The organism is Spiribacter sp. 2438, assembly GCF_009676705.1.
Classification (GTDB): domain Bacteria; phylum Pseudomonadota; class Gammaproteobacteria; order Nitrococcales; family Nitrococcaceae; genus Spiribacter.
In genome coordinates, this window is record NZ_CP046046.1 from 324591 (window position 1) to 350636 (window position 26046).

Below are 26046 nucleotides of genomic sequence, written 5' to 3' on the forward strand. Positions count from 1 at the left end.
TCATACGGCGACGGGACAGAATCCGTCGACTGATCCGCCCCTGGATCGGGTCAATGGGTCGCCGTCGGCAGTTCCACCACCTGCACGTCGCGCAGTCCGGCGGTCAGTGCGTCACGGCGCTGCTGCAGTTCGCCCCAGGGGCCGAAGGCGATGAGCCGCAGCTGGCGACGATCGGCATCGGTCATTTCACTCAAATACCGTCCCACCAGGTCAAAGATCGGCCCTTCATAAACCCCCGGGCGTTCTTCGGCCGACGCAATCCGTGCGGCCACGCCTTGCTCCTCCAGGCCGGCAACGCCCGCGATACCAGTATCCGCCAGCCCCGGTACCAGAAACCGCGAGGGGGCCAGGCGGGCGGGCACCCCGTGGCGCCCGCCAAGCAACAGCAGCTGGACCTGATCCGCTTGGCGCTCCGCCAGGGCGAGGGCGGGCCCGATGCCCAGGTCTTCGCCCACCAGCAGCAGGCGATCCCCCGGGGCGGCGCTGACAGGCTCGCCGTGCAGCACGGACACCCCCACCCGGGTACCCGGGCCGAGATCACCCGGCAGGCAGGCGGCGGGCAGGACCCCGGCGAGCCAGCCCTCCCCCGCATCCGCGTCCCGGACCGGCAGACAGCGTCGCTGACCGGTTTTTTCCATCCACAGCCACTGTCCCGGCCGTGGCGCGGGGTCCGCCCACGGCAGGCGGATCAGCCACCAGTCATCGGTGACCGGGGTGGCGTCAATCAGCCGGGTTGGCGTCATAAACGCGCCGTCCCTCCACCAGGGTGTGCATCACCTGGCTGTCGAACTCCCAGCCCAGGAAGGGCGAGTTCTGACCGCGGCTTTTCAGGGTGTCCGCGCGACAGAACCAGGGCGCGCGCTCGGCCACCACCGCAATGTCCGCCACGGCGCCCACCGCCAGGCGGCCGGACTCCAGTCCCAGCAGTCTCGCCGGCTCGACGGTGACCGCCGCCAGCGCGCGGCGCAGGGGCAGGACGTTCTCGTCCACCAGTCGCATGATCAGCGCCAGCAGCGTATCGAGCCCGGCCGCCCCCGGCTCGGTGCTGGCAAACGGGCCGTTCTTGGCATCCCGGTCATGGGGTTGATGATCAGAGCAGATGATCGGAATCTCGCCACTGGCCACCGCCTGGCGCAGCGCTTCCCGGTCTACGATGTCCCGCAGCGGGGGGGTCACATGAAAACGGGAATCGTAGCCGACCACATCCTGATCCGTGAGAAACAGCTGGTGAATGGCCACGTCGGCGCTCAGGGTCGGCTGCTCCCGCCGCGCCGAAGCCAGCAGTCGGATCCCGGCGGCGCTGGAGAGCCGCCCGAAATGCACGCGGGCCCGGGTGGCCCCGGCGACTCCCAACTGGCGGCCGAGGCCGGCCGTCTCCGCGGCGGCGGGGATGCCGGCCAGCCCCAGGCGGGTGGCGGTGGGCCCCTCGTGCATGCAGCCCCCGGCAAGGTCCGGATCCACCGGTGTCAGCAGCGCCGGCAGATCGTAGGTGCTGGCGTATTCCAGCGCCCGGCGCAGCACCAGGCCATCCCGCACCGGCCGGCCGCCATCGCTCACCGCCGGACAACCCGCCGCGGCGAGGGCGGCCATGCCGGGCAGCTGGGCGCCGTCCAGCCCCTGGGTGAGGGCACCCAGGGGGACCACCCGGGCCTGAGCGGCCCGTTCCGCCCGCTGGGTCACCAGCTCGGCCACCGAAGGCGTATCCAGCACCGGTGCGGTATCCGGCGGCATGACCAGGGTGGTGATACCGCCAGCGGCGGCGGCCCGGGCCTCGCTGGCAATGTCCGCCTTGCGGGTACCGCCGGGTTCGCGCAGTCGCGCCGCCAGATCCACCAGGCCCGGGACCACCCAGTGGCCGGTGGCGTCAATGGTCTGCTCCGGAGTGAAATCGCTGACCCGGCCACCCAGGTGGACGATGCGGCCGTCGGCGATGGCAAGATCTCCCACCTCATCGAGGCCGCTGAGCGGGTCAATCAATCGCCCCCCCTGAATGACGATGCGGGTCATGAGGCCTCCCGTGTGTGATCCGGCGCCACACCCAGAACCATGGTCATCACCGCCATGCGCACGGCGATGCCGTTGGTCACCTGCTGCAAGATGACCGAACGCGGTCCGTCCGCCAGGGCCGAGTCAATCTCGACGCCACGATTGATCGGGCCCGGGTGCATCACGATGGCCTCGGGATGGGCCGGAGCCAGACGCGCTTCGCTGAGACCGTAGTGCCGGAAATACTCCGCCTCGCCGGGGAGCAGTGCGCCCTGCATGCGCTCCCGTTGCAGCCGCAGAGCAATGACTACGTCCACATCCCGCAGGCCGGCGCCGAGATCGTTGTAAACCTGTACCCCCAGCGACTCCACGTCCGCCGGCAGCAGGGTGTTGGGCGCGATCACTCGAACTTCGCCGGCGCCGAGGCCGTTCAACGCATGAATCTGCGAACGGGCGACCCGGGAGTGCCGAATGTCACCGACGATGGCGATGCGCAGGGGCTCGAAGTCCCCCTTGTGCTGGCGGATGGTAAAGGCATCCAGCATGGCCTGGGTGGGATGGGCGTGCCAGCCGTCGCCGGCGTTGATCACCGCCACCCCCGGGTTGACGTGATGCGCAAAATACTCCGCTGCGCCGCTCTCGGCGTGACGGATCACGAACATGTCCGCCTGCATGGCCTGCAGGTTGTGGAGCATGTCCCGCAGGCTTTCGCCCTTGGTGGTGGTGGTCTCGGCGTTGACGTTGAGCACGTCGGCGGACAGTCGCTTGGCGGCCAGCTCGAAGGTGGTCCGGGTGCGGGTGCTGGATTCGAAAAAGAGATTGATGACGGTCCGTCCCCGCAGCAGCGGCACGGTCTTCACCGACTTGCCGATGACCCCGGAGAAGGACTCGGCGGTGTCGAGAATGCGGTGCAGCAGGACCGGATCCAGTGCCTCGGTGGTCAGAAAGTGCCGCAGGGTGCCGTCGCTGTTCAGTTGCACGCTCATGGCGCGAAGGCCTCCATCACCAGATGCAGGGGGTCCGGCCCGCGCAGTTTGACCCGTTGCCCCGGGGGCAGCTCGATGGACTGGGCCGCAATGTCCGCAGCGATGGGCAGCTGGCGGCCGGGTCGCTCCAGGAGCACGGCCAGCCGGACGGCGGCGGGGCGCCCGTAGTCAAACACTTCGTTGAGGGCGGCGCGGATGGTGCGGCCGGTATAAAGGATGTCGTCCACCAGGATGATGACCCGATCGTCGATGTCCAGAGGCATCCGGGTGGGACGCACCGCACTCTGCAGGCCGCCGCGGCCCAGATCGTCACGATAGAAGGCAATGTCCAGGCTGCCCGGCTCACCCGGCAGCCCCAGCCGCCGATGCAGCAGGTCGGCGAGCCAGGCGCCCCCCTGGTGGATGCCCACCAGCAGACACCGATCCCGGCCTTCCCGGTCAATCATTGTCTCCACGCGGCCCGTGAGGGTGTCCAGCAGGGGGTCAACAGCCGGCAAATTCATGGTCACGTCAGGCGCTCGCTCAGCCAGGTTTCCAGGATGATACGCGCTGACTCCGCATCCAGCACCTCCGTCCCGGCACCCCGCTCCCGCAGGGCGGATTCAGCGGCACGGCTGGAGAGGTGCTCGTCAATCCGGTGAACGCTCAAACCCGTCCGCCGGGCCAGGTTGCCGGCAAAGCCCTCGGCCAGGCGGGTGCTGTGGGACGGGCGGCCGTCGGCATGGCGCGGAATGCCGACCACCAGGGCCGCCGGACGCCATTCGTCAATCAGCGAGGCCAGGCGGCTCCAGTCGGGCTCGCCACGTCGACAGGGCAGCACTTCCAGTGCCCGGGCGGTGCCGGTGACCGTCTGCCCCACCGCGACACCCAGGCGCTTTTCACCGGCATCGAACCCCAGGCAGGTGCCGGCAATGGTCATCGCTGCCCCAGCAGCCGGTGTTCGATCACCGTAAACAGATCCCCCGCGATGTTGGTGTCCTGCTGGGCATCAATCTCGCGCACGCAGGTGGGGCTGGTGACGTTGATTTCGGTCAGATAGCCACCGATCACGTCCAGACCGGCAAACAGGATGCCCTGCTCGGCGAGCAGAGGCCGCACCTGCTCCACGATCCATCGCTCCCGGTCGGTGATGGGCCGGGCCACTCCCCGCCCGCCGGCGGCCAGGTTGCCGCGACTCTCGCCCGCCGCCGGGAGGCGGGCCAGGGCAAAGTCCACCGGTCGGCCATCAATTACCAGAATGCGGCGATCGCCGTCGCTAATTTCGGGCAGATAGCGCTGCGCCATCACGTAACGCGTCCCGCGGCCGGACAGCTGTTCGATGATCACGCTGGTGTTGGGGTCACCGGCGTGGACCACGAAAATGGCCTCACCCCCCATGCCGTGCAGGGGTTTGAGCACGGCGCGGCCCTGGGCCTGAATGAAGGCCTTGAGTGGCTCGGCTTTCATTTCCACCACGGTGGGGGCGCAGCACTCCGGGAAATTGGCGATGGCCAGCTTTTCCTGGACGTTGCGCAGGCCGGCGGGTCGATTCACCACCTGCACACCCGCCCGCTCGGCCACGTCCAGAATCTGGGTGGCATAGACATAGGCGCTGTCCACCGGGGGATCCTTGCGCATCAGGATGGCGTCCAGGTTCTGCAGCGGCTCCTCGTCACGCTCCCCCAGACTGAACCAGTCGTGGTTGTCATCCCGGACTTCCAGCAGCGCGCCGTCGCCGTAAGCCACGCCATCCCGCAGCGACAGGTCCTCCAGGGTCAGATAGCGAATCTCCCAGCCCCGCCGCTGGGCTTCCAGCAACATGGCGAGGGTGGTGTCCTTGTACGGGGTGATGCCCTGGATGGGGTCCATGACGACCCCCAGGCGATAGGCCATGATGGCTCCTCTGTTCGGCTGTTGGCGGTGGCGACAGTGTAGCGAAAGCGGATCGGAAGGGTGATGGGGCTATCCGAGATCGCCGATCACCGTCTGAATCACTGCCAGCGCCGCCACCGGTGCGGTGTCGCTGCGCAGAATGCGCGGCCCCAGGCGGAGGCGTTGCCAGCCCATGGCCGAGACGGTCTCGATCTCCCCGGGGGCGAGCCCGCCTTCGGGACCAATCAGGGTGGCCAGCTCAGCGCCGGGCACCAGATCCCGGGCCGACCGGTCGCCCTCGGTGTCAAAAATCACGCCGTGCTGGCCCGCCACCTTCTGCAAAGCCTGGTCCAGGGAGCAGGGCGGGTCGACTGGAGGAATCCGGTTCCGGCCGCATTGCTCGCAGGCCGCCACCGCCACCGCCTGCCAGTGGCGCTGCTTGCGGGCCCAGCGCTCGGCGTCCAGTCGCACCATGCAGCGCTCGGTCACCACCGGCACCACCCGGGCCACGCCAAGCTCGGTGGCCTTCTGCACCGCGTAGTCCATGCGCTCGCCCTTGCTGATGCCCTGCAGGATGGTCACCGCCACCGGTGCTTCCGCCTCCCGGGGAATGAAATCCTCGATCAGGACCCGGGCGTGGCGCTTGCTCAGGGTCTCGAGTCGGGCGGTGTACTCGCCACCGCGGCCGTCAAAAAGCACAAGCCCGTCGCCGCTTCGCAGCCGACGGGCTTGCAGATGTCGGACCACCGCGTCGGTGAGGTCCATGACCTCACCGACGGGCGGGATGCCTGTCACATGCAGGCGAGTGGCCGGATCAGTAGCGATAGTGCTCGGGCTTGAAGGGACCATCCACCGACACACCGATGTAGTTGGCCTGGTCCTCCCGCAGCCGGGTCAGGTGAGCACCGATTTTCTCCAGATGGAGACGCGCCACTTCCTCGTCCAGGTGCTTGGGCAGTACATAGACCTCGTTGCCGTAGCTGCCATCGTTGTTGAACAGCGCCATCTGGGCCAGCACCTGATTGGTGAAACTGGCGGACATCACGAAGCTGGGATGGCCCGTGGCACAACCCAGGTTCACCAGTCGGCCTTCCGCCAGCAGGATGATCTTCTTGCCGTCCGGGAAGGTGATGTGATCCACCTGGGCCTTGATGTTCTCCCAGTCATACTGGCGCAGGCTGGCGACATCGATTTCGTTGTCGAAGTGGCCGATGTTGCAGACGATGGCCTCGTTCTTCATGGCCGCCATGTGATCGTGGTTGATCACATTGAAGTTGCCGGTGGCGCTGCAGAAGATGTCGGCCTTGTCGGCGGCTTCTTCCATGGTGACCACCCGGTAGCCTTCCATGGCCGCCTGCAGGGCGCAGATGGGGTCGACCTCGGTGATCCAGACACTGGCTCCCAGGGCCTTGAGGCTCTGGGCACAGCCCTTGCCGACATCGCCATAGCCCACCACCACTGCGATCTTGCCGGCGATCATCACGTCGGTGGCGCGCTTGAGTCCGTCCACCAGCGACTCGCGACAGCCATAGAGGTTGTCGAACTTGGACTTGGTCACCGAATCGTTGACGTTAATGGCCGGGAAAGGCAACTCACCCGCCTGCTGCATCTCATAGAGACGCATGACGCCGGTGGTGGTTTCCTCGGTCACGCCCTGAATGGCCGCCTGGGTGCGGGCATAGAAACCCGGGTTCTCTTTCAGGCGACGGCGAATGGCCGCGAACAGCGCCCGCTCCTCGTCGCTGCCCGGGTTGTCCAACACCGATGGGTCCTGCTCGGCTTTGGCGCCGAGGGTGACCGCCATGGTGGCGTCGCCACCGTCGTCGAGAATCATGTTCGGCGTGCTGTTGGGCCACTCGAGGATGCGATGGGTGAACTCCCAGTACTCCTCCAGCGACTCGCCCTTGTAGGCAAACACCGGCGTGCCGTTCTCGGCGATGGCCGCCGCGGCGTGGTCCTGGGTGGAGTAGATGTTGCAGCTGGCCCAGCGGCACTCGGCACCCAGGGCTTCCAGGGTCTCGATGAGCACCGCCGTCTGAATGGTCATGTGCAGCGAGCCGGCGACCCGTGCACCCTTCAGCGGCTTCTCACCGGCGTACTTTTCACGCAGTGCCATCAGGCCCGGCATTTCGGTTTCGGCGATTTCAATTTCCCGCCGGCCCCAGGGGGCCAGGCTGGCGTCAGCGATAATGGATCCGGAAAGCTTCGTGTCAACGACAGCGTTCATGGTTTTACTCCATGGGTTGCGGTCGAGCGCCGTTGTCATTGTTGCCCGCCTGTCGAGCCTCCCCCGTGCCTTCACGGGGTGCAGCGCTCCTCGACAAACGGACAGATTTTTCTGTAGTGGAGCCGTTAGATCCCGGCCGCCTCGCGCAGGGCGTCGGCCCGATCGGTGCGCTCCCAGGTAAAGGTCGGCTCTTCCCGGCCGAAATGCCCGAAACTGGCCGTCGGCTGATAAATGGGTCGCACCAGGTCCAGCATCTGCAGAATGCCATAGGGCCGTAGATCGAAATGCGCCCGGACGAGTTCCACCAGCCGCGACTCGGAAATGCGCCCCGTCCCGAAGGTATCCACGAACACCGAGGTGGGCTCGGCAACGCCAATGGCGTAGGCCAGCTGAATTTCACACTTGTCCGCCAGGCCTGCGGCGACGATGTTCTTGGCGACATAGCGGCAGGCGTAGGCCGCCGACCGGTCCACCTTGGAAGGGTCCTTGCCGGAGAACGCCCCGCCCCCATGGCGAGCCATGCCGCCGTAGGTGTCGACGATGATCTTGCGCCCGGTGAGCCCGCAGTCGCCCACCGGGCCGCCGATCACGAACTTGCCCGTGGGGTTGATGAAGAAGCGGGTCCGCTCACCGATCCATTCGGCAGGAATCACCGGGCGGATCACCTCTTCCATGATCGCTTCTTTAATGTCCGCCTGGGAAACGGTGTCGTCGTGCTGGCAGGACAGCACAATGGTGTCCACGGCCACCGGTTCGCCATCTTCGTAGACGAATCCCACCTGGGACTTGGCGTCCGGCCGGAGCCAGGGCAGCACGCCCCGGCGGCGGATCTGGCTGTGACGCTTGACCAGCCGATGGGCGTAGGTGATCGGTGCCGGCATTAGCACGTCGGTCTCGCGACAGGCATAGCCGAACATCATGCCCTGGTCACCGGCGCCCTGTTCTTCGGGGTGGTCGCGGTCGACACCCTGGTTGATGTCGGGGCTCTGCTTGCCGATGGCGTTCAGGACCGCACAGGTGGCCCCGTCAAAGCCCACCTCGGCGCTGTTGTAACCGATGTCCAGAATCGTCTGGCGGGTCAGCTCCTCGAGATCGATCCAGGCGGTGGTGGTGATTTCGCCGGCGATGATGACCATGCCGGTCTTGACCATGGTCTCGCAGGCCACCCGGGCGTTGGGATCATCGGCGATGATGGCGTCCAGAAGGGCGTCCGATATCTGGTCTGCCACCTTGTCGGGATGACCCTCGGAAACCGACTCCGAGGTGAAGATGTGCTGGTTGGCCATCGGGTCGCTGGCACTCCCTGTCGCGAACATGATTGGGGCGAGCAGTGTAACGCTGGTTGCCTGCGCACGGGAAGTTCTGGAGAATTGCGGCGCTTGTAAACCCTTCTTTTTGCGCCGGAGAACCGTTACCCATGGCCAACCGCAGACACCTCGCCAACGCCGTCCGGGCCCTTTCCATGGACGCCGTTCAGCGCGCCAATTCCGGTCATCCCGGCGCCCCCATGGGCATGGCGGACATCGCCGAAGTGCTCTGGAACGACTTCCTGCAGCACAATCCCGCCAACCCGCAGTGGCCCAACCGCGACCGGTTCGTGCTCTCCAATGGCCACGGGTCGATGCTGATTTACTCGCTGCTGCACCTCAGCGGTTATGACCTGCCGCTGACGGCGCTGCAGGATTTCCGGCAGCTGCACTCCGGCACCCCGGGACACCCGGAAGTCGGCGACACCCCCGGGGTGGAAACCACCACCGGGCCACTGGGGCAGGGCATCGCCAACGCCGTGGGCATGGCTCTCGCCGAGCGCATTCTGGCGGGACAGTTCAACCGCCCGGGCCACGAGCTGGTGGATCACTACACCTATTGTTTTCTTGGCGATGGCTGCCTGATGGAAGGCATCTCTCACGAGGTCTGCTCCCTGGCCGGGACTTTGGGGCTCGGCAAGCTGATTGCCGTCTACGATGACAACGGCATTTCCATTGACGGAAAAGTCAGCGGCTGGTTCACCGATGACACGCCGGGCCGCTTCCGTGCCTATGGCTGGCACGTGGTTGAGGCCGTTGACGGCCACGACGCGGAGGCGGTCCGTGAGGCCATCGAAGCCGCCCGCCAGGTCACCGACCGGCCATCGCTGATCTGCGCGCGCACCACGATCGGTTTCGGCGCACCCAACGTCTGTGGCACCCATGGGGTGCATGGCGCGCCGCTGGGGGATGACGAAATCCGGGCCACCCGGGAATTCCTGGGCTGGGAACATGGCCCCTTCGAGATTCCGGATGCGGTTTACGAGGGCTGGGACGCCCGGGCTCGTGGCGCGGCCAGTGAAACCGCATGGCGGGATCGCCTGGAGCGCTATCGGGCGGCGCACCCGGAGCTGGCGGCGGATTTCGAGCGGCGCATGGCCGGCGATCTGCCGGATTCCTTCGCCGAACACGCCCGGGCATTCATCGCCAGGGCCCAGGCGGAAGGCGGTGATGATGCCAGCCGCAAGCACTCCCAGGCGGTGCTGAACGGCTTCGGGCCGCGTCTGCCGGAACTGGTGGGGGGATCCGCCGACCTCACCGGCTCCAACAACACCTGGTGGGATGACTGCACCACGGTCACCGCCGATGACGCCGACGGCAATTACCTGTTCTACGGCGTTCGCGAGTTCGGCATGACCGCCATCATGAACGGCATGGCGCTCCATGGCGGGGTCGTCCCCTACGCCGGTACCTTCCTGGTGTTCTCGGATTACGCCCGCAACGCCGTGCGTATGGCGGCCCTGATGGGGGTGCGCAGCGTTCTGGTGTACACCCATGATTCCATCGGCCTGGGCGAGGATGGCCCCACTCACCAGCCCGTTGAGCATCTGCCAAGCCTGCGGTTGATTCCTAACCTGGAGGTCTGGCGGCCCTGTGACCTCACCGAAACCGCGGTGGCCTGGCAGTCGGCGCTGGAGCGGCAGGCGGGCCCCACGGCGCTGGCCCTCTCCCGCCAGAAACTGCCCCACCAGCCGCGCACCGACGATCAGGTGGAGGCCATTGGCCGGGGTGGTTACGTGCTCCGCGAGCCCGGCGCCACTCCGGCCGCCGTGATCATGGCCACCGGCTCCGAGGTGGGGCTGGCGGTGCAGGCCGCCGAGCGGCTGGAGCAGCAGGGTCACCCGGTACGGGTGGTGTCCATGCCGTGCATTGAGCGCTTTCTCGCCCAGGATTCCGGCTACCGCGACCAGGTACTGCCGCCATCGCTGACGGCCCGCGTGGCCGTTGAGGCGGCGGCGCCGGACAGCTGGTACCGGCTGGTGGGCGATCGGGGCGACGTGGTCGGGCTGAACGGCTTTGGTGCCTCGGCGCCGGGGTCAGTGGTCTACGAACACATGGGACTGACCGCCGATGCGGTGGTGTCAGCCCTGGAATCTCGACTGGCCGGGTAGCTTCCCGCGCCGATTTTCGGAAAACAAAAGACAGGAGTCAGATAAACATGGCGATCAAGGTTGGAATCAATGGCTATGGCCGCATCGGCCGCAACGTCCTGCGCGCGCTCTACGAGGCGGGACGCAGCGACGAAATTCGTGTGGTGGCCATTAACGACCTCGGCGATGCCGAGACCAATGCTCATCTCACCCGCGTTGACACCGCCCACGGCCGCTTCCCCGGCACCGTGGAAGTCCGCGATGGCAACCTCGTGGTCAATGGCGACGAGATCAAGGTGCTGGCGGAGCGGGATCCCGCCGCGCTGCCCTGGGGTGAGCTGGGCGTCGACGTGGTGATGGAGTGCACCGGGCTGTTCGCCAGCAAGGACAAGTCCGCGGCGCACCTCAAGGCCGGCGCCAAAAAGGTGCTGATCTCGGCACCGGCGGGCAGCGACGTCGACGCCTCGGTGGTCTTCGGCGTCAACCACGATGTCCTCAAGGCCGAGCACACCGTGGTGTCCAACGCCTCCTGTACCACCAACTGCCTGGCCCCTCTGGTCAAGCCGCTGAACGATGCCATTGGCCTGGAACAGGGTCTCATGACCACCATTCATGCCTACACCAACGATCAGGTGCTCACCGACGTCTTCCACAAGGACCTGCGCCGGGCGCGCAGCGCCACCATGTCGCAGATTCCCACCAAGACCGGCGCCGCCGCCATGGTGGGTCTGGTGCTGCCGGAGCTGAATGGCCGTCTGGATGGCTATGCCATGCGGGTCCCCACCATCAATGTCTCCAGCGTTGACCTGTCGTTCATCGCCTCCCGGGACACTTCGGTGGAAGAAATCAACGATGTGCTGCGCAAGGCGTCGGAGAGCGAGCTCAAGGGCGTGCTGGCCTACAGCGACGGGCCGTACGTCTCCGTGGACTTCAACCACGACGCCCATTCCTCCACCTATGACGCCACCCTGACCAAGGTCAGTGGCCGGCTGGTGAAGGTCTGTGCCTGGTATGACAACGAGTGGGGCTTCTCCAACCGGATGCTGGATACCACCGTGGCCATGATGCAGGCCAAGTAATGGCGGTCCGGACACTGGATGACGTCAGTCTGGCGGACCAGCGGGTGCTGGTTCGCGAGGATCTGAATGTCCCGCTCAAGGATGGACGGGTGCGCGACGACGCCCGGTTGCGGGCGGCCCTGCCCACGCTGCAGCGTCTGCTGGATGGCGGAGCCCGGGTGATGGTGATGAGCCACCTGGGCCGGCCCAGCGCCGGTGCCTTTGACCCGCAGGCCTCCATGCAGCCGGTGGCGGAGCGCCTCGGCGAGCTGCTCGGCCGTGAAGTGCCGGTGGTGCGTGACTGGCTGGATGGCCAGGTGGCACCGCAAAGCGGCGAGCTGGTGCTGTGCGAAAACGTCCGCTTTAACGTCGGCGAGACCGATAACGATGAGGCGCTGTCCCGCCGAATGGCGGCGCTCTGCGACCTGTTCGTGATGGACGCCTTCGGCACCGCCCACCGCGCCCAGGCCTCCACCCACGGGGTGGCCCGGTTCGCGCCGGACGCGGTGGCCGGTCCCCTGCTGGCCGCCGAGCTGGAGGCCCTGGGCAAGGCGTTGGAAGCCCCGGCCCGGCCCCTGGTGGCCATCATCGGAGGCTCCAAGGTCTCCACCAAACTCACGGTGCTGGAGCAGCTCTCGGATCGGGTGGATCAGCTGATCGTTGGCGGCGGCATCGCCAACACCTTCATTGCGGCCGCCGGCTACCCGGTGGGTCGATCCCTGATGGAGGCGGATCTGGTGGACACCGCCCGTCAACTGATGGACAAGGCCCGGGCCGCCGGTGGCGAGATCCCGGTGCCCGAGGACGTGGTGGTGGCTGATGAGGTCAGCGAGTCCGCCACCCCGCGGGTCAAGGCCGTGGATCAGGTCAGCGATAACGAAATGATCCTTGATGTGGGGCCGAAAACCGCGGCGGCTTATGCCGAGCGGCTGCGCTCCGCCGGCACGGTGGTCTGGAACGGCCCCGTGGGGGTCTTCGAGATTGATGCCTTTGCCGACGGCACCCGGGCCCTGGCCCATGCCATTGCCGAGAGCCCGGCCTTTTCCATCGCCGGGGGCGGCGACACCCTGGCGGCGGTGGCCAAGTACGACGTCGCCGGGCAGATTTCCTACATTTCCACCGGCGGCGGCGCTTTCCTCGAGTTCCTTGAAGGACGGGAACTGCCGGCCGTCGCGGTACTGAATCGCGGTACGGAGGCGTCATGAGTCGTCAAACCAAAATTGTCGCCACCCTGGGGCCGGCCACCACCTCGCCGGAGGCCATGCGGGCCATCGTCGAAGCCGGCGTTGATCTGGTTCGCATGAACCTCTCCCATGGCGACCACGATGAGCATCGGCAGCGGGCCGAGGCGCTGCGCCAGGCGGCCCGGGAGGCCGGTCGCGTGGTGGGCATCCTGTGTGATCTGCAGGGCCCCAAAATTCGCATCGAGCGCTTTGCCAGCGGCCCGGTGGAGCTCGAGGAAGGCCAGCCGTTCTTTCTGGACCCGGGTCTTGAGGGTGATGCTGGCACGGCGGAGGGCGTGGGCGTGGCCTACACCGGGCTGCCGGAGGACGTCCAGGCCGGCGATCTCCTGTTGCTGGCGGACGGACTGGTGCAGCTCAGGGTGGAGCGCATCGAGGGCACCCGCATTCACACCACCGTGGTGACGGCGGGGGTACTTAGCGATCGCAAGGGCATCAACCGTCTCGGGGGTGGTCTGTCAGTGCGTGCCCTCACCGACAAGGATCGCCGTGATATCAAACTGGCCGCCGAGCTCGAAGCCGATTACCTGGCGGTGTCATTTCCCCGGGACGGGGCCGATCTGGACGAAGCCCGGGATCTGCTGCACGCCGCCGGCGGCCATGGCGGCGTGGTCGCCAAGATCGAGCGTCATGAGGCGGTCAACGCCCTCGCCGAGATCATGGATGCCGCCGATGCGGTGATGATTGCCCGCGGCGATCTGGCGGTGGAAATCGGCGATGCCCAGCTCCCCGGGGTGCAGAAGCGGATCATGCGCATGGCCCGGGAGCGGGACTGCGTGGTCATTACCGCCACCCAGATGATGCAGTCCATGGTGGACAACCCCATGCCCACTCGGGCGGAGGTGCTGGACGTGGCCAACGCGGTGCTGGATGGCACCGACGCGGTGATGCTCTCCGAAGAAACCGCGGTGGGGCATTATCCGGCGGAAACCATCGAGGCCATGGCGCGGGTCTGCGTCGGCGCCGAGAGCTATGCGGACGAATCCCGGCCCGCCAACCACGCACTTCGGGACCCGCATTTCAGCCGGGTGGACGAGGCCATCGCCAAGACCGCCATCGCCACCGCCAACAGCCTGGGCGTGGCTGCCATTGCCGCGATGACCGAGTCCGGCGCCACCACCATGTGGATGTCCCGGATCGGCACCGACATTCCCATTTATGCCCTGTCGGAGCAGCCCCGCACCCGTACCCGGGTGACCCTGTATCGCGGCGTTCACCCCATCAGCTTTGACCCCACCCAGCGGGAACACGAGGCCGTGAACCGTGAGGCGGTGGAGGAGCTGAAACGCCGGGGCGCGGTGCAGGACGAGGATTTCGTGCTGATCACCAAGGGAGATCTGGCCGGCGTGCGTGGCGGCACCAACGCCATGAAGGTGGTGAAGGTCAGCGAGATCCTCGGGGACTGACCCCGGGGGTCACGTCCCGCAGAGCCGCGTCTCCGCCTCCCGATAACGGGCCGCAGTCTGCTCGATGATGGCATCGGGCAGCCGCGGTGCCGGCGGGGTTTTGTCCCAGTCCAGGGACTGCAGATAGTCCCGAATGAACTGCTTGTCGTAACTGGGTGGGGAGATGCCGGTTCGGTACTGATCGGCGGGCCAGAAGCGACTGGAATCCGGGGTCAGGGCCTCGTCAATCCAGACCAGGCGCCCGGCGCCGTCCAGCCCGAACTCGAACTTGGTGTCAGCAATGAGAATGCCCCGCTGCCGGGCATAGTCGCGGGCTTCGGTGTAGAGCCGCAGGGTGGTGCGGCGCAGCTCGTCGGCCAGATCCCGGCCCAGCGCTTCAACCACGGCGGCAAAGTCGACGTTTTCATCGTGTCCCCCCACCTCGGCTTTGGTGGACGGGGTGAACAGGGGCTCGGGCAGGGCCTCGGCCTGCTGCAGGCCCTGTGGCAGGGTCAGGCCGCAGAGCGCGCCCGTGGCCTGGTAATCCTTCCAGCCCGATCCGATGAGGTAGCCCCGGGCGATCGCCTCGAAGGGCAGGGGAGTCAGCCGCCGCACCACCACGCTGCGGCCGGCCAGAGGCGCCCGCTCGGCCGGGTCGCTGATCACCGCCTCCAGGGGCACATCCAGCCCCTGATGGGGTACGTGGTGTCCCAGCCGCCGGAACCAGAAGTCGGACACCCGGGTGAGCACCGCGCCCTTGCCCGGGATCGGATCATCCAGGACCACGTCGAAGGCGGACAGCCGGTCGGTGGCCACCACCAGCAGGGTCTCGTCATCCACGGCATAGACATCCCGCACCTTGCCCCGATGCAGCAGAGGCAGGCTGGCGATTTCACTTTGGTAGAGGCTGTCGGGCAACACCGTGGGCTCCTGGGTTGTGGCGATGGCGTCGGCGGATGATAGCAGGCGCCCCGGTCAGGACTCCGCCGGTTTCTTGATCTGCTCAAAGGCGGCCAGCGCCGCCTGGCGGCTGGCCTTGAGGTCGACGATGGGATGGGGGTAATGCTGACCCAGCGTCACGCCGTGGTCGGCCAGCACCGACTCCGGTGCCTCCCAGGGGGCATGGCGATGTTTCGGCGGCAGGGCGGCCAGCGTCGGCACCCAGCGGGCAATGTAGTCGCCCCGGGGGTCGAAGCGCTCGCTCTGGCGCACCGGGTTGAAAATCCGGAAATAGGGGGCGGCGTCGGCGCCACTGCCCGCCACCCATTGCCAGCCCAGGCTGTTGCTGGCCAGATCGGCATCCACCAGCGTGTCCCAGAACCACGCTTCGCCGGCCTGCCAGGGCAATCGCAGGTTCTTGACCAGAAACGAGCCCACCACCATGCGCACCCGGTTGTGCATCCAGCCGGTGGCATACAGCTCGCGCATGCCGGCATCCACCAGGGGAATGCCGGTTTCACCCCGCTGCCAGGCGGTGAGCAGCGCCCCGTCGGGATCCTCCTGCCAGGGAAAATCCGCGAACCGGGGGTTCAGGGGTTGCTCCGGGAAATCCGGATGGTGGTAGAGCACATGATGGGCAAATTCCCGCCAGCCGATTTCGGCCAGAAACCGGTCGGCGCCTTCCCGGCTGTCGGCATCACTGTCCCCGGCGAGCCGGTGTTGTACCGCCTGCCAGACCTGGCGTGGCCCGATTTCCCCGAAGTGGAGGTGAGGAGACAGCCGGGAGGTGCCGGCCACCGCCGGCTGGTCCCGCCGGGTGGCGTAGTGGGCCAGACCGTCGTTGTTCAGGAAGGTCTCCAGCTGCTCGCCGGCACCCGCCTCGCCGGGGATCCATCGATCCCGCAGGCTGGCCGCCCAGTCCACGCCGGGCAGCAGTTGCAGGGCCTGCAGCGGTTCATGGCCGGCCTCGTCGAGGCCGCTGGCGCCGGGCAGTGCCCGAATGCCTGCGGAGGCGGCGGGCAGGGTCGGCGCCGGTTCCGGCTCGGGCGGCTCCCCCTGGCGGCGGCAGGCCCGCCAGAAGGGCGTGAACGCCTTGTAATCGCTGCCCGTGCCGGTCTGCACGGTCCAGGGCTCGTTCAGCAGTGAGGCGTTGTGACTGTGGGCGGCCACGCCCTGGTCGCGGAGCGCCTGCTTGATGGCCATGTCCCGGCGAATGAACGCCGGATCGTAAAGCCGGTTCCAGTGGACGGCGTCGGCACCGGTGGCTTCCACCAGCGCCTGTAGCACTAACAGGCTGTCACCCGCGCGGATCACCAGGGGCAGGCCCCGGGCGGCCAGGGCGGCGGTCAGCGCCTCGAGGCTGTGATGCAGCCACCAGTTGGACGCCCCACCGGGTGCCCATCCCTCGGCTTCCGCCGGCGCGTGGATGTACACCGGGATCACGGCCCGACCGTCCCGGGCCGCGGCCGCCAGGGCCGGATTGTCGGTGAGGCGCAGGTCCCGTCGGAACCAGCAGATCGCCGCGGACATGGTCATGTTCCTCTGCAATGGGGCGTGAATGGCGAAGGGGCCGGAATACCCCGTAAGATTGTACGTCCCTGACAGCAGCGCCGCACGAGGCAGCCCATGACCGAGACCGATCCGCAGCACGGACGCATTGCCATGATCACGGGCGCCAGCGCCGGCATTGGCCGTGCCCTGGCGGTTCGGCTGGCGGAGGATGGCTGGTCGGTGGCGCTCTGCTCCCGCCGTGAGGAAGCCCTGAGGGAAGTGGCGGCGGAGCATCCGGCGCTTGCCGACCGGCTGCACGCCTATCCGGTGGACGTGACCGACGCGGCGGAGAGTGCCGCGGTGTTTCGGGCGGTGGAAGAAGAGCTTGGCGAGGTGGACACCCTGGTCCTTAACGCCGGTGATTACGACCCCATGCCGCTGGACGATTTCGACCCGGAGCTGTTCCGTCGTCTGATCGAGGTTAACTTTCTGGGGGCGGTCAATGGTCTGCACGCCGCCCTGCCGCTGATGCGGGAACGCCGCCGGGGCCAGATACTGCTCAATGCCAGCCTGTCCGCCTACCGCGGCCTGCCCCAGGCGGCGCCCTACGGCGCCAGCAAGGCCGCGGTGCTCAACATGGCCGAGGCGCTGCGGCCGGCGCTGGCGGGCAGCGGCGTCAGTCTGCGGGTGATCAACCCTGGCTTCGTGAAGACCCGACTTACCGAGAAAAACCGCTTCCGCATGCCGCAGCTCATCACACCGGAGCAGGCGGCGGCGTATATCCACAGGGAAATTGACGCCGCCGGATTCGAGATTTTCTTCCCCAAACGCTTTGGTTGGACGCTCAAGCTGCTGCGCCTGCTCCCCTATCGGTGGTTTTTCTCCCTGACCCGGCGCATGGTCCAGCCGTGAGCACGCTGCAGCGCTACGCAGACTTTTTTGCTGCCATGCAGCCGGCGGATCTGGACCGCCTGGCGGAGGTGTTTACCGAGGATGCGCGGTTCTGCGATCCCTTTAACGATGTCCGGGGCATCGATGGCATTCGGGCGGTGTTCGAGCACATGTACGCCAGCTGTGCCATGGCTCGGTTCGAGGTCGAGGAAGTGATTGCCAGTGGTTCCGTGGGCTATCTGCGCTGGCGCTTTCATTTTCGACTGCCACGCGACCGTGAGGACCGCCGGCCGGTGGCGGGGGTGTCCCGGGTGGTGCTCACCGACGACGGACGGGTGAGCGAGCACATCGACTACTGGGATGCCGCCGGTGAGCTTTACAGTCAGTTTCCGGTCATCGGGGGGCTGATGCGCTGGCTGCGCCGGCGCTTGTCGGTGTCGAGCCCTCGACGTCACTGACCCGCGCCCGGGTGGCGGCCTGGGCTCGCCGGTCGTGGGGGAAGTTCCACATCAAGGCGGTGGCCGCCAGCTTGAAGGCGATGGGCACGGCGCCGTAGAACAACGCCAGCGCCAGAATCCCCTCCCGGTCCTCCACCCGGGTGGCATCAAACCCCACCGCTTCCAGTATCGGAAAAGCGATCCCCACGGCCAGGGCCAGCGAGAGCTTGGTGGCCATGTTCCAGATCCCGAAATACAGCCCGGTGCGGCGCCCGCCGCCCCCGGCGGTGTCCAGATCCACCAGATCCGCCTGGATGGCGGCAGGCAGTGCCATGTCCACCGCCACGCCGACGCCGGATAGCAGGCAGATGACCAGAAACAGCCAGGTGTCGCCGGGGCCCAGGAACGGCACCGCCAGGAACACCAGCGAGGTCCAGAGCATGGAAATGGCCCAGGTGCGGTGCTTGCCAATGCGCCGTGACAGCCACAGCCAGCCAGGCAGGGCGGCGATGCCCACCACGAAGTACACTAGTAGCAGCGGACCGGTCCAGGCCTCGGCCATCAGCACATGAGTCACAAACAGCACGAACAGCGACGCCGGCAGGCCATTGGCCACGCCGTTCATGACATAGGCCAGCAACAGCCGCATGAAGGGGCGGTTACGGCGCAGCAGCGCCCAGCCGACGCGCCAGCCCACCGGCTGCGGGGCCACGCGTTGCTCCGGCACCCGCCACAGGGTAACCGCCATCACCACCGGCAGCACCAGCACCAGCAGCCACGCCAGTCCCGCCAGAGTGTCCGCATCCGCCTCGCCGCCGCCCACCAGGGTGGGCCAGGCAATGGCCAGCAGTGTACCGGCCAGCATGAACCCCTCCCGGCTGGCGGTCAGGCTGGCGCGGCGGTCATAGTCGCCGGTGATCTCCGCGCCCCAGGCGGTGTAGGGCAGTGAGATCAGGGTCCAGCCCAGATAGGCGGCCAGTCCCCAGGTGAGCAGATAGACCAGGGTGACGTCGTCCGGCGGTCGGAACAGGGCCCAGGCGCTGACCAGCAAAAGCGGGGTGCCCGCCGCCATCAGCGGGCGTCGCCGGCCCCAGCGGGTGTCCAACCGGTCCCCGAGGCTGCCGATCAGCGGGTCGGTGACCACATCCCAAAGCCGTGCCACCAGCAGCGCCGTGCCCACCGCCGCCAGCCCCAGGGTCTCGCCGTAAAAGCCGGGCAGAAAGATGTACATGGGCACGCCCATCACCGCCAGGGGCAGGGCAGGCAGCCCGTAGAGGAGCGTCCGCCCCCGGGAGGGGTTCACGGACGCCGCAACAGCAACCGCCGGACGTCGATGGCGCCGGTGCTGAAGCCGGCATAGCAGTAGGCCAGGTAGTACCGCCACATATTGATGAAGCGCTGATCAAAACCCAGCCGTTGGATTTCCGGGAGCGCCCGCTGGAAGTTGGCATCCCAGGCCAGCAGGGTTTGGGCATAGTGTTGTCCGAGCCCGGTGGACTCGAGGACTTCCAGGTCGGCCCGGGTGGCATGCTCCTCGAGATGCCGCTCGGTAGGCAGCATCCCACCTGGGAAGATGTAGCGCTGGATGAAGTCTGGCCGGCGGCGATACTCCTCGAACCGGTGGTCCTCGATGGTGATGCCGTGCAGGCCGATGCGGCCGCCTGGGCGGACCCGGGCGTAGAGCATGTCAAAGTAGTTCGACCAGTACTGCTCACCCACCGCCTCGAGCATTTCGATGGACACCGCGTGATCAAAACGCCCGCCGGCCACCCGGTAGTCCTCGAGCCGCAGATCCACCAGGTCGGACAGGCCGGCGTCCGCCACCGAGCGCCGGGCCCAGGACAATTGTTCGGTGGACAGGGTCAGACCGGTCACCCGAATCCCCCGGCGGGCGGCTTCGATGGCAAAGCCTCCCCAGCCGCAGCCGATTTCCAGCACGTGCTCGCCGGGCTGCACCCCCATGGTGTCCAGAAGCTGGCGGTATTTGTTCCGCTGGGCGTCCGCCAGGGACTGCTCCGGGTGCTCGAACACCGCCGCCGAGTAGGTCATGGTCTCGTCCAGCCAGTGCCGGTAGAACTCGTTGCCCAGGTCGTAGTGGGCGGCAATGTTCCGGCGGCTGCCACGGCGGGTGTTGCGACGCCCCCGGTGCCGCAGGGCCAGACGCAGCCGGTACATCCAGTTGGGTTCCATGCGGTGGTAATAGGCGTCCTCGTTGAGCTGCATGAGCTCGAGGAAACCCGGCAGATCCGGCGTGGACCACTCGCCGGCCATGTAGCTTTCGGCAAATCCGTTGGCGCCACGGGTCAGGGTGCGGCCCACCATTCGCCAGGGGCGATGGAAACGCAGCACCGCGGTGGGACCCTGCTCGGGGCCCTGAATCAGGAACGGCTCACCACTCTGCAGCTGACCCTCCAGGCGGCCCCGCCGGAGCTGGCGGAACCAGCTCAGCAGGATGCGCTCACCCGGGGGCAGCGGCGAGGGGATTTCAACCAGGGTCTGTTGGGGACTGTTCATTCGGTGATTTCTCTTGCCGGTGGCTTCGGCTTGCGGTGAAAGCGCCCGCCCCGAAGCCAGATCTTCAAGGCCTGCCAATGGATCGCCGCGATGACCTTCATAGTCATTAAGGGTACCGCCACCGCCGCCCGGAGCAACCCCGAGTCGCCAGCGGGGACCCGCTCGCCGGTTTGTACGGCAATCAGCGCCGGCTCCTCCGGCTGCTCTTCATTGTGCCAATTCACGGTCACGCCATAACGGGCGGCCGGCGCCTGAACCCGGAACTGGTAGTGGCCTTCCCGGGGCAGGAACGGGGAGACGTGGAAACACTTCTCGGCGCTGTCCCGCAGATTCTCCGGCAGAGGCGCACCGCCGTTGTGAAGCAGATAGCCATGCCACTCGCCAAAGGTGTTGCGCACCTCGCAGAGCACCGCCCGCAGGGAGCCATCGTCGTGCCGGCAGAACCACACCGACAGCGGGTTGAACACATAGCCCAGCACTCGCGGATAGCAGAGCAGCTGCACGCGGCCGCCGGCCAGGTCGATGCCCGCCTCCTGCAACTGCCTGTCAATCCAGGGCCGCAGCGCCGAGCCGTCCTTGGGCCCGTGGTCGCGGTCGTGGAAGGCCAGCAGGTTGAAGCGGTTATGGGAGAACAGCCAGTGTCGCCGATGCGCCTCGTCCAGCCGGTCCAGGTCCACCAGCAGGCTGAATACCCGGTAGGCGAACTGATAGCGCGGCGCCACCCGACGCTCGTGAAACAGCCGGCCGCGATACAGGCGCAGGCCCGACTCCGCCGCGGTCATGACGGCAGGCCGGCCCCCAGTGGCGCCGGCGTGACGGCGGGCGGATCCACCGGCGCGGTGGATCGTGGGCGAGCCCAGGGCGCTGACACCCCCAGGCCTTCGGCCACCCGCACCGCGCTGGCAAAGGCGTCTTCGTGAAAGCCATAGCCGTGGTAGCTGCCGCAGAACCACAGCCGGTCCCGGCCCTGAATGGCGGGCAGTTCGATCTGGGCGGTCATGGCCCCCTGGTCGAACACCGGGTGGGCATAGGACAGCTGCCGGACCACGTGCTCCGGTGCAGGCTCTCGCAGCGGGTTGAGGCTGACAAAGATGTCCGTGTCGGTGTCCAGGGACTGCAACCGGTTCATCCAGTAGGTCACCGACACCGGGTCGGAGCCATCGGCGCTGCGGGCGGTGAGGTGATTCCAGGACGACCATACGGAACGGCGCCGGGGCATGAGTGCCGGGTCGGTGTGCAGCCAGGCGTCGTTGTCCTGATAGCCGAAGGCGCCAAGAATGCGCTGTTCGTCGGGGCGGGGGCTATCCAGCATCGCCAGGGCCTGATCGGCGTGGGCCGCCATCACCACGTCATCAAACGTGCCCAGCTCGCCGTGATCGCCGGCGAGCCGGACCCCCTGGCCCGTTCGGGTGACGGCGCGGACCGGGCAGCCCGAGACCACCCGGTGAATCGACTCCCGCAGGCGATTGACGTATTCCCGACTGCCACCCGCCACGGTTCGCCACTGGGGGCGGTCGTTGAGCTGGATCAGACCGTGGTTATGGAAAAACCGCAGGAACGACCGGGCCGGGAAGCGCAGCATGAGGTCCTGGGGGCAGGACCAGATGGCCGCACTCATGGGCAGCAGGTAATAGCGGCGAAAGGCTTCGCCCATGCGCAGCTCATCCAGCAGCTCACCCAGGGTCTGGCGGTGACCCTCGCCATCGGCGAGCCGCTGATTGGCGGCCCGGTTGAACCGCAGGATGTCCCGGACCATGCCCCAGAAGCGCGGCCGCACCAGATTGCGCCGCTGGGCAAACAGGGTGCCCAGCCCGCTGCCGGCGTACTCCAGATCGATATCGGTGGCCGCGAAGGCAAATGACATGTCGGAGTCGCGGGTGGGCACGTCCAGAGTCTGGAACAGCGCCTTGAGCTGCGGGTAGTTGGGCTCGTTGTAGACGATGAACCCGGTATCCACCGGGATATTGCCCTGCGCCGTCGGGCACTCGACGGTGTTGCTGTGGCCACCCAGACGGGGCTCAGCCTCGAACAGGGTCACCGAGTGGCGGCGGGAGAGAAGCCAGGCCGCGCCCAGGCCAGCGACACCGCTGCCCACCACGGCAATGTTTCGGGATTCCATGCATGCACCTGCGTGAGAGATCAACGCCTGATTGTACAGGGTTGGTTGCCTGACGGGGGCGGGTTAGGCTCCGACCCATGGCCATTCAGCACCGTCGCCCCCGGGGCGAAACCCGTCGAACCATCCTGCGGGTGGCGGCCCGTCGGTTTCAGCAGGCGGGCTACCACGGGTTCACCTTTGCCCAGATTGCCGAGGAACTGGAGATCCGCAGCAGCGCGGTGCACTACCACTTCCCCGGCAAACCGGACCTGGTCGTGGCGATTTTCCAGCGCTACCGGGAGCACTTTGCCTGGTGGTGCGAGCAGCAGGCCAGTGACCGGCTGGCGCCGCTGGACCGGTTGCAGCGCTTCCTGGATCTTGAAGCGCGTAACCTGGATGGCGAGCGGGTGGAGCCCCTGGGTCTTGCCGGTGTGGAGTATGCCAGCCTGCCGGCGTCGGCCTGCAGCGAGGCCGAAGCCCTGCGCGATGACGTGGCGGACTGGCTTACCGGCGTGCTGGCCGCCGGGCTCGACACCGGCGATTTTCAGTTCGGGGCGGCGCCCCGGGATCAGGCCCGGCTGGTGATGGCGGGGGTTCAGGGGGCGCTGCAACTGGCCCGGCTGAGGGACGCCCGGGACTTTACCGCGGTTCGCCGGGCACTGCTGGCGAGTGTCGGTGCCCGGGGCGTCTGAACGCCGCATCTGCTACCATTCCGCGCATGCGTGAACTGGTTATCGCTCCGTCCATTCTGGCCGCCGATTTCGCCCGTCTGGGCGAAGAAGTGGACCAGGTCCTTGCCGCCGGCGCGGACTGGGTGCATTTCGACGTCATGGACAATCACTACGTGCCGAATCTCAGTTTCGGCCCGCTGGTGTGTCAGGCCCTGCGCCGGCATGGCGTTCAGGCCCCCATTGACGTCCATTTGATGGTGCGGCCGGTGGACCGGATCATTCCGGATTTCGCCCAGGCCGGCGCCAGCCTGATCAGTTTCCACCCCGAGGCCAGCGACCACGTCGACCGCAGTCTGCAACTCATCCGCGAGCAGGGCTGCCGCACCGGCCTGGTGTTCAACCCGGCGACGCCGCTGGATTGCCTGCGCTATGTCATGGACAAGGTCGACCTGGTGTTGCTGATGTCGGTGAACCCGGGCTTCGGCGGTCAGCAGTTCCTGCCGGGCACCCTCGACAAGCTGCGGGAGGCCCGGGCCCTGATCGATGCCAGCGGGCACGCCATCCGGCTGCAGGTGGATGGCGGTGTGGGCCCGCGCAACGTCGCCGAGATCGTTGCCGCCGGCGCGGACACCGTGGTGGCGGGATCCGCCATTTTCGGCCAGCCCGACTACGCCTCGGTGATCGCCGACATGCGGCGTCGCGCCGCGTCCGGCCCGGGGGTGTCGTGACCGAAACCCCGCGGCCGGCGGCCCTTCTGTTCGATCTGGACGGCACGCTGGTGGACAGTGCGCCGGACCTGACCACCGCCGTCAATCGCATGCTGGCGGACCAGGGCGGCACCCCGGTGCAGGAGGCCCAGGTCCGGCAATGGATTGGCAACGGGGCCCGGCGCCTGGTGGCCCGGGCACTGACCGGGGACCGGCAGGTGGACGCGGATCCGCCGGGCATCGGGAGGGCCTTCGAGCATTTTCTCGGTCATTACCGCGACTGTCTGCACGATCAGACCCGGCTGTACCCGGGGGTGATCGAGGCCCTGGGCCGGCTGCAGGCCATGGGTCTGCCGCTGGGTATCGTCACCAACAAGCCCGGCGCGTTCACCCAACCGCTCCTACAGGCCATGGGTCTGGCGGATTTCATGGCGGTGAGCGTCAGCGGTGACACCCTGCCGGTGAAAAAGCCGGACCCGGCGCCGCTCCGCCACGCTGCCGAGCGCCTGGGCGTTGCCGCCAACCACTGCTGGTTCGTGGGTGACTCCCGGGCGGACGCCGATGCGGCCGCGGCGGCGGGTATGCCGATGATCCGGGTGCCCTGGGGCTATCCCGGGGATGCCGAGGCCTTCGCGGCCCATCCGGATCTGCCGGTCATGACCTTCCAGGAGCTGGCCGACCAGCTGGAACGGGAGCCAGTGGAATGAGTCAGGCACGGCGCATTCCCTTGGTCCGGGAACTGCTGGCGGACCTGGACACGCCCCTGTCCACCTACCTCAAGCTGGCCGGTGGGCCGGGCAGCTATCTGTTCGAGTCGGTGCAGGGCGGTGAGAAGTGGGGCCGCTACTCCATTATCGGCCTGCCCTGCCGGCGCCAGCACCGTATTCATGGTCATCGGGTGGACACCTGGGACAACGGCCACAAGGTCGCCTCGGAAACCGTCGACGATCCACTGGCCTGGGTCGAGGCCCGGCACCGCTCGGTGGTCTCCGAGCCCCAGGACGACTTTCCGGTGCTGCCCCGTTTCCTCGGTGGCCTGGTGGGTTACTTCGGCTACGACACCATTCGCTATATCGAGCCGCGGCTGGCGGACTGCCCCAACGACGACCCGCTGGGGGTGCCGGACATCCTGCTCATGGAGAGCGAGGAAGTGCTGGTGTTCGACAACCTGGCCGGCCGGCTCTATCTGGTGGTCAACATCGATCCCGGGCAGGATGGCGCCCGCGCGGCAGGCGAGGCCCGGCTTGACGCCCTGGCCCGGCAGCTACGGGACGAGGCGCTGCGGTATGCCCGCCCGGCCACGCCCCGGGCGGTGGGCGAAGACGATTTCGACTCGTCCATCGCTCGCGACGATTATCGGCTCATGGTGGAGCGGATCCGCCGCTACATCGTCGATGGTGACTGCATGCAGGTGGTGCCGTCCCGGCGCATGAGCGCCGATTACGACGGCCGGCCGCTGGACCTCTATCGCGCCCTGCGCTGCACCAATCCGTCGCCTTATCTGTTCTTCCTCGATTTTGGCGACTTTCAGGTGGTGGGCTCCTCGCCGGAGATTCTGGCCCGGCTCGAGGAAGGCGAAGCCACCGTCCGCCCCATCGCCGGCACCCGGCGGCGGGGCGCCAGCCCCCGGGAGGACCAGGCGCTGGAGGCGGAACTGCTGGCGGATCCCAAGGAGCGCGCCGAACATCTGATGCTGATCGACCTGGGGCGCAACGACATCGGCCGGGTCTGCGAGACCGGCAGCGTGCGGGTTACCGACCAGATGACCATCGAGCGCTACAGCCATGTCATGCACATCGTCTCCAACGTCACCGGCCAACTGAAGCCCGGCCTGGGGCCGATGGATCTATTGCGGGCCACCCATCCCGCCGGCACCCTGAGTGGTGCCCCCAAAATCCGGGCCATGGAAATCATCGACGAAGTCGAGCCCGTCAAGCGGGGGGTCTATGGCGGCGCGGTGGGGTATCTGTCGTGGACCGGTAACATGGACACCGCCATTGCCATTCGCACCGCCGTGATCAAGGACGGCCGGGTGCATGTCCAGGCCGGCGGCGGGGTGGTTCATGATTCCGACGCCGATGCGGAATGGGAAGAAACCGTCAACAAGGGCCGGGCGCTGTTCCGCGCCGTGGCCATGGCCGAGGCCGGCCTCGATCAGGACTAGACA

At 67.4% G+C, this 26046-nt stretch carries 25 protein-coding genes and 1 riboswitch; of the genes, 10 read left to right on the forward strand and 15 right to left on the reverse strand.

Annotated elements, in window-relative coordinates; all coding sequences use genetic code 11:
* Positions 1–50 precede the first annotated feature (50 nt).
* The 9 genes from GJ672_RS01635 to metK form a co-directional block, all read right to left on the reverse strand.
* Positions 51–743, reverse strand: coding sequence for a hypothetical protein (locus tag GJ672_RS01635; protein WP_154295577.1), 693 nt, complete (start codon positions 741–743; stop codon positions 51–53).
* Positions 721–2007 carry a dihydroorotase gene (locus GJ672_RS01640; protein ID WP_154295578.1) on the reverse strand — a complete coding sequence of 429 codons (1287 nt, stop codon included), beginning with the start codon at positions 2005–2007 and terminating at the stop codon, positions 721–723. The genes GJ672_RS01635 and GJ672_RS01640 overlap by 23 nt, the downstream gene beginning before the upstream one ends.
* On the reverse strand, positions 2004–2972 hold the full coding sequence (locus GJ672_RS01645) for an aspartate carbamoyltransferase catalytic subunit (RefSeq protein ID WP_154295579.1): 969 nt from the start codon (positions 2970–2972) through the stop codon (positions 2004–2006). Before GJ672_RS01645 ends, GJ672_RS01640 begins: the two co-directional genes overlap by 4 nt.
* Positions 2969–3475: a bifunctional pyr operon transcriptional regulator/uracil phosphoribosyltransferase PyrR gene (gene pyrR / locus GJ672_RS01650; RefSeq protein ID WP_154295580.1), complete on the reverse strand. Its 507-nt coding sequence runs from the start codon at positions 3473–3475 to the stop codon at positions 2969–2971. The genes GJ672_RS01645 and pyrR overlap by 4 nt, the downstream gene beginning before the upstream one ends.
* 2 nt (positions 3476–3477) lie before the next feature.
* Positions 3478–3891 carry a Holliday junction resolvase RuvX gene (gene ruvX / locus GJ672_RS01655; RefSeq protein ID WP_154295581.1) on the reverse strand — a complete coding sequence of 138 codons (414 nt, stop codon included), beginning with the start codon at positions 3889–3891 and terminating at the stop codon, positions 3478–3480.
* Positions 3888–4844, reverse strand: a complete 957-nt coding sequence (gene gshB / locus GJ672_RS01660) for a glutathione synthase (RefSeq protein ID WP_154295582.1) — start codon at positions 4842–4844, stop codon at positions 3888–3890. Before gshB ends, ruvX begins: the two co-directional genes overlap by 4 nt.
* Positions 4845–4913: 69 nt before the next feature.
* On the reverse strand, positions 4914–5588 hold the full coding sequence (locus tag GJ672_RS01665) for a 16S rRNA (uracil(1498)-N(3))-methyltransferase (RefSeq protein ID WP_229381919.1): 675 nt from the start codon (positions 5586–5588) through the stop codon (positions 4914–4916).
* Between the two features lie 49 nt (positions 5589–5637).
* Complete coding sequence (ahcY, locus tag GJ672_RS01670; RefSeq protein WP_154295584.1) at positions 5638–7050, reverse strand: adenosylhomocysteinase; 1413 nt, start codon at positions 7048–7050, stop codon at positions 5638–5640.
* 17 nt (positions 7051–7067) lie between these two features.
* Positions 7068–7148: riboswitch (S-adenosyl-L-homocysteine riboswitch) on the reverse strand.
* 27 nt (positions 7149–7175) lie between these two features.
* The gene (gene metK, locus GJ672_RS01675) at positions 7176–8336 is read right to left on the reverse strand and encodes a methionine adenosyltransferase (RefSeq protein ID WP_154295585.1); all 1161 of its coding nucleotides are present in this window, start codon (positions 8334–8336) and stop codon (positions 7176–7178) included.
* Positions 8337–8467: 131 nt separating this feature from the next.
* On the opposite strand from metK, the gene tkt reads away from it, so the two are divergent.
* Genes tkt through pyk form a run of 4 tightly spaced genes read left to right on the forward strand, consistent with a single transcriptional unit; the run spans position 8468 to position 14152 of the window.
* Positions 8468–10468: a transketolase gene (gene tkt, locus GJ672_RS01680; protein WP_154295586.1), complete on the forward strand. Its 2001-nt coding sequence runs from the start codon at positions 8468–8470 to the stop codon at positions 10466–10468.
* 47 nt (positions 10469–10515) lie between these two features.
* Positions 10516–11526 (forward strand): type I glyceraldehyde-3-phosphate dehydrogenase, encoded by a 1011-nt coding sequence (gene gap, locus GJ672_RS01685; protein WP_154295587.1) that lies wholly within the window; start codon positions 10516–10518, stop codon positions 11524–11526.
* Positions 11526–12710: a phosphoglycerate kinase gene (locus tag GJ672_RS01690; RefSeq protein WP_154295588.1), complete on the forward strand. Its 1185-nt coding sequence runs from the start codon at positions 11526–11528 to the stop codon at positions 12708–12710. The genes gap and GJ672_RS01690 overlap by 1 nt, the downstream gene beginning before the upstream one ends.
* On the forward strand, positions 12707–14152 hold the full coding sequence (pyk, locus tag GJ672_RS01695) for a pyruvate kinase (protein WP_154295589.1): 1446 nt from the start codon (positions 12707–12709) through the stop codon (positions 14150–14152). Before GJ672_RS01690 ends, pyk begins: the two co-directional genes overlap by 4 nt.
* Positions 14153–14161: 9 nt before the next feature.
* Here pyk and GJ672_RS01700 read toward each other — a convergent pair whose 3' ends face one another.
* Both GJ672_RS01700 and GJ672_RS01705 read right to left on the reverse strand, forming a co-directional pair.
* Entirely contained in the window at positions 14162–15052 is an 891-nt protein-coding gene (locus GJ672_RS01700; RefSeq protein WP_370517589.1) for a phosphoribosylaminoimidazolesuccinocarboxamide synthase, read from the reverse strand.
* Positions 15053–15106: 54 nt separating this feature from the next.
* Positions 15107–16600, reverse strand: coding sequence for a deoxyribodipyrimidine photo-lyase (locus tag GJ672_RS01705; protein ID WP_154296976.1), 1494 nt, complete (start codon positions 16598–16600; stop codon positions 15107–15109).
* Between the two features lie 96 nt (positions 16601–16696).
* Between GJ672_RS01705 and GJ672_RS01710 the strand changes: the two genes are divergently transcribed.
* Both GJ672_RS01710 and GJ672_RS01715 read left to right on the forward strand, forming a co-directional pair.
* The gene (locus GJ672_RS01710) at positions 16697–17473 is read left to right on the forward strand and encodes an SDR family oxidoreductase (RefSeq protein WP_154295590.1); all 777 of its coding nucleotides are present in this window, start codon (positions 16697–16699) and stop codon (positions 17471–17473) included.
* Complete coding sequence (locus GJ672_RS01715) at positions 17470–17910, forward strand: nuclear transport factor 2 family protein (protein WP_154295591.1); 441 nt, start codon at positions 17470–17472, stop codon at positions 17908–17910. Before GJ672_RS01710 ends, GJ672_RS01715 begins: the two co-directional genes overlap by 4 nt.
* Here GJ672_RS01715 and GJ672_RS01720 read toward each other — a convergent pair.
* The 4 genes from GJ672_RS01720 to GJ672_RS01735 all read right to left on the reverse strand — a co-directional run bounded on the left by GJ672_RS01720 (position 17846) and on the right by GJ672_RS01735 (position 22522).
* Positions 17846–19120: an MFS transporter gene (locus tag GJ672_RS01720; protein WP_229381962.1), complete on the reverse strand. Its 1275-nt coding sequence runs from the start codon at positions 19118–19120 to the stop codon at positions 17846–17848. The genes GJ672_RS01715 and GJ672_RS01720 overlap by 65 nt on opposite strands.
* A 68-nt stretch (positions 19121–19188) precedes the next feature.
* Positions 19189–20403: a cyclopropane-fatty-acyl-phospholipid synthase family protein gene (locus GJ672_RS01725; RefSeq protein ID WP_154295592.1), complete on the reverse strand. Its 1215-nt coding sequence runs from the start codon at positions 20401–20403 to the stop codon at positions 19189–19191.
* Positions 20400–21185 (reverse strand): DUF1365 domain-containing protein, encoded by a 786-nt coding sequence (locus GJ672_RS01730; RefSeq protein WP_154295593.1) that lies wholly within the window; start codon positions 21183–21185, stop codon positions 20400–20402. The genes GJ672_RS01725 and GJ672_RS01730 overlap by 4 nt, the downstream gene beginning before the upstream one ends.
* Positions 21182–22522 carry an NAD(P)/FAD-dependent oxidoreductase gene (locus GJ672_RS01735; protein ID WP_154295594.1) on the reverse strand — a complete coding sequence of 447 codons (1341 nt, stop codon included), beginning with the start codon at positions 22520–22522 and terminating at the stop codon, positions 21182–21184. The genes GJ672_RS01730 and GJ672_RS01735 overlap by 4 nt, the downstream gene beginning before the upstream one ends.
* A gap of 77 nt (positions 22523–22599) precedes the next feature.
* Here GJ672_RS01735 and GJ672_RS01740 point away from each other — a divergent pair, with 77 nt between their 5' ends.
* The 4 genes from GJ672_RS01740 to trpE are packed head-to-tail and all read left to right on the forward strand — an operon-like array spanning position 22600 to position 26043.
* The gene (locus GJ672_RS01740) at positions 22600–23193 is read left to right on the forward strand and encodes a TetR/AcrR family transcriptional regulator (protein WP_154295595.1); all 594 of its coding nucleotides are present in this window, start codon (positions 22600–22602) and stop codon (positions 23191–23193) included.
* Positions 23194–23219: 26 nt separating this feature from the next.
* Positions 23220–23900 (forward strand): ribulose-phosphate 3-epimerase, encoded by a 681-nt coding sequence (gene rpe, locus GJ672_RS01745; protein WP_154295596.1) that lies wholly within the window; start codon positions 23220–23222, stop codon positions 23898–23900.
* Positions 23897–24586 (forward strand): phosphoglycolate phosphatase, encoded by a 690-nt coding sequence (locus tag GJ672_RS01750; RefSeq protein ID WP_195759526.1) that lies wholly within the window; start codon positions 23897–23899, stop codon positions 24584–24586. Before rpe ends, GJ672_RS01750 begins: the two co-directional genes overlap by 4 nt.
* A complete protein-coding gene (gene trpE, locus GJ672_RS01755) occupies positions 24583–26043 on the forward strand; it encodes an anthranilate synthase component I (RefSeq protein ID WP_154295598.1) in 1461 nt (486 codons plus the stop codon). Before GJ672_RS01750 ends, trpE begins: the two co-directional genes overlap by 4 nt.
* Positions 26044–26046 lie beyond the last annotated feature (3 nt).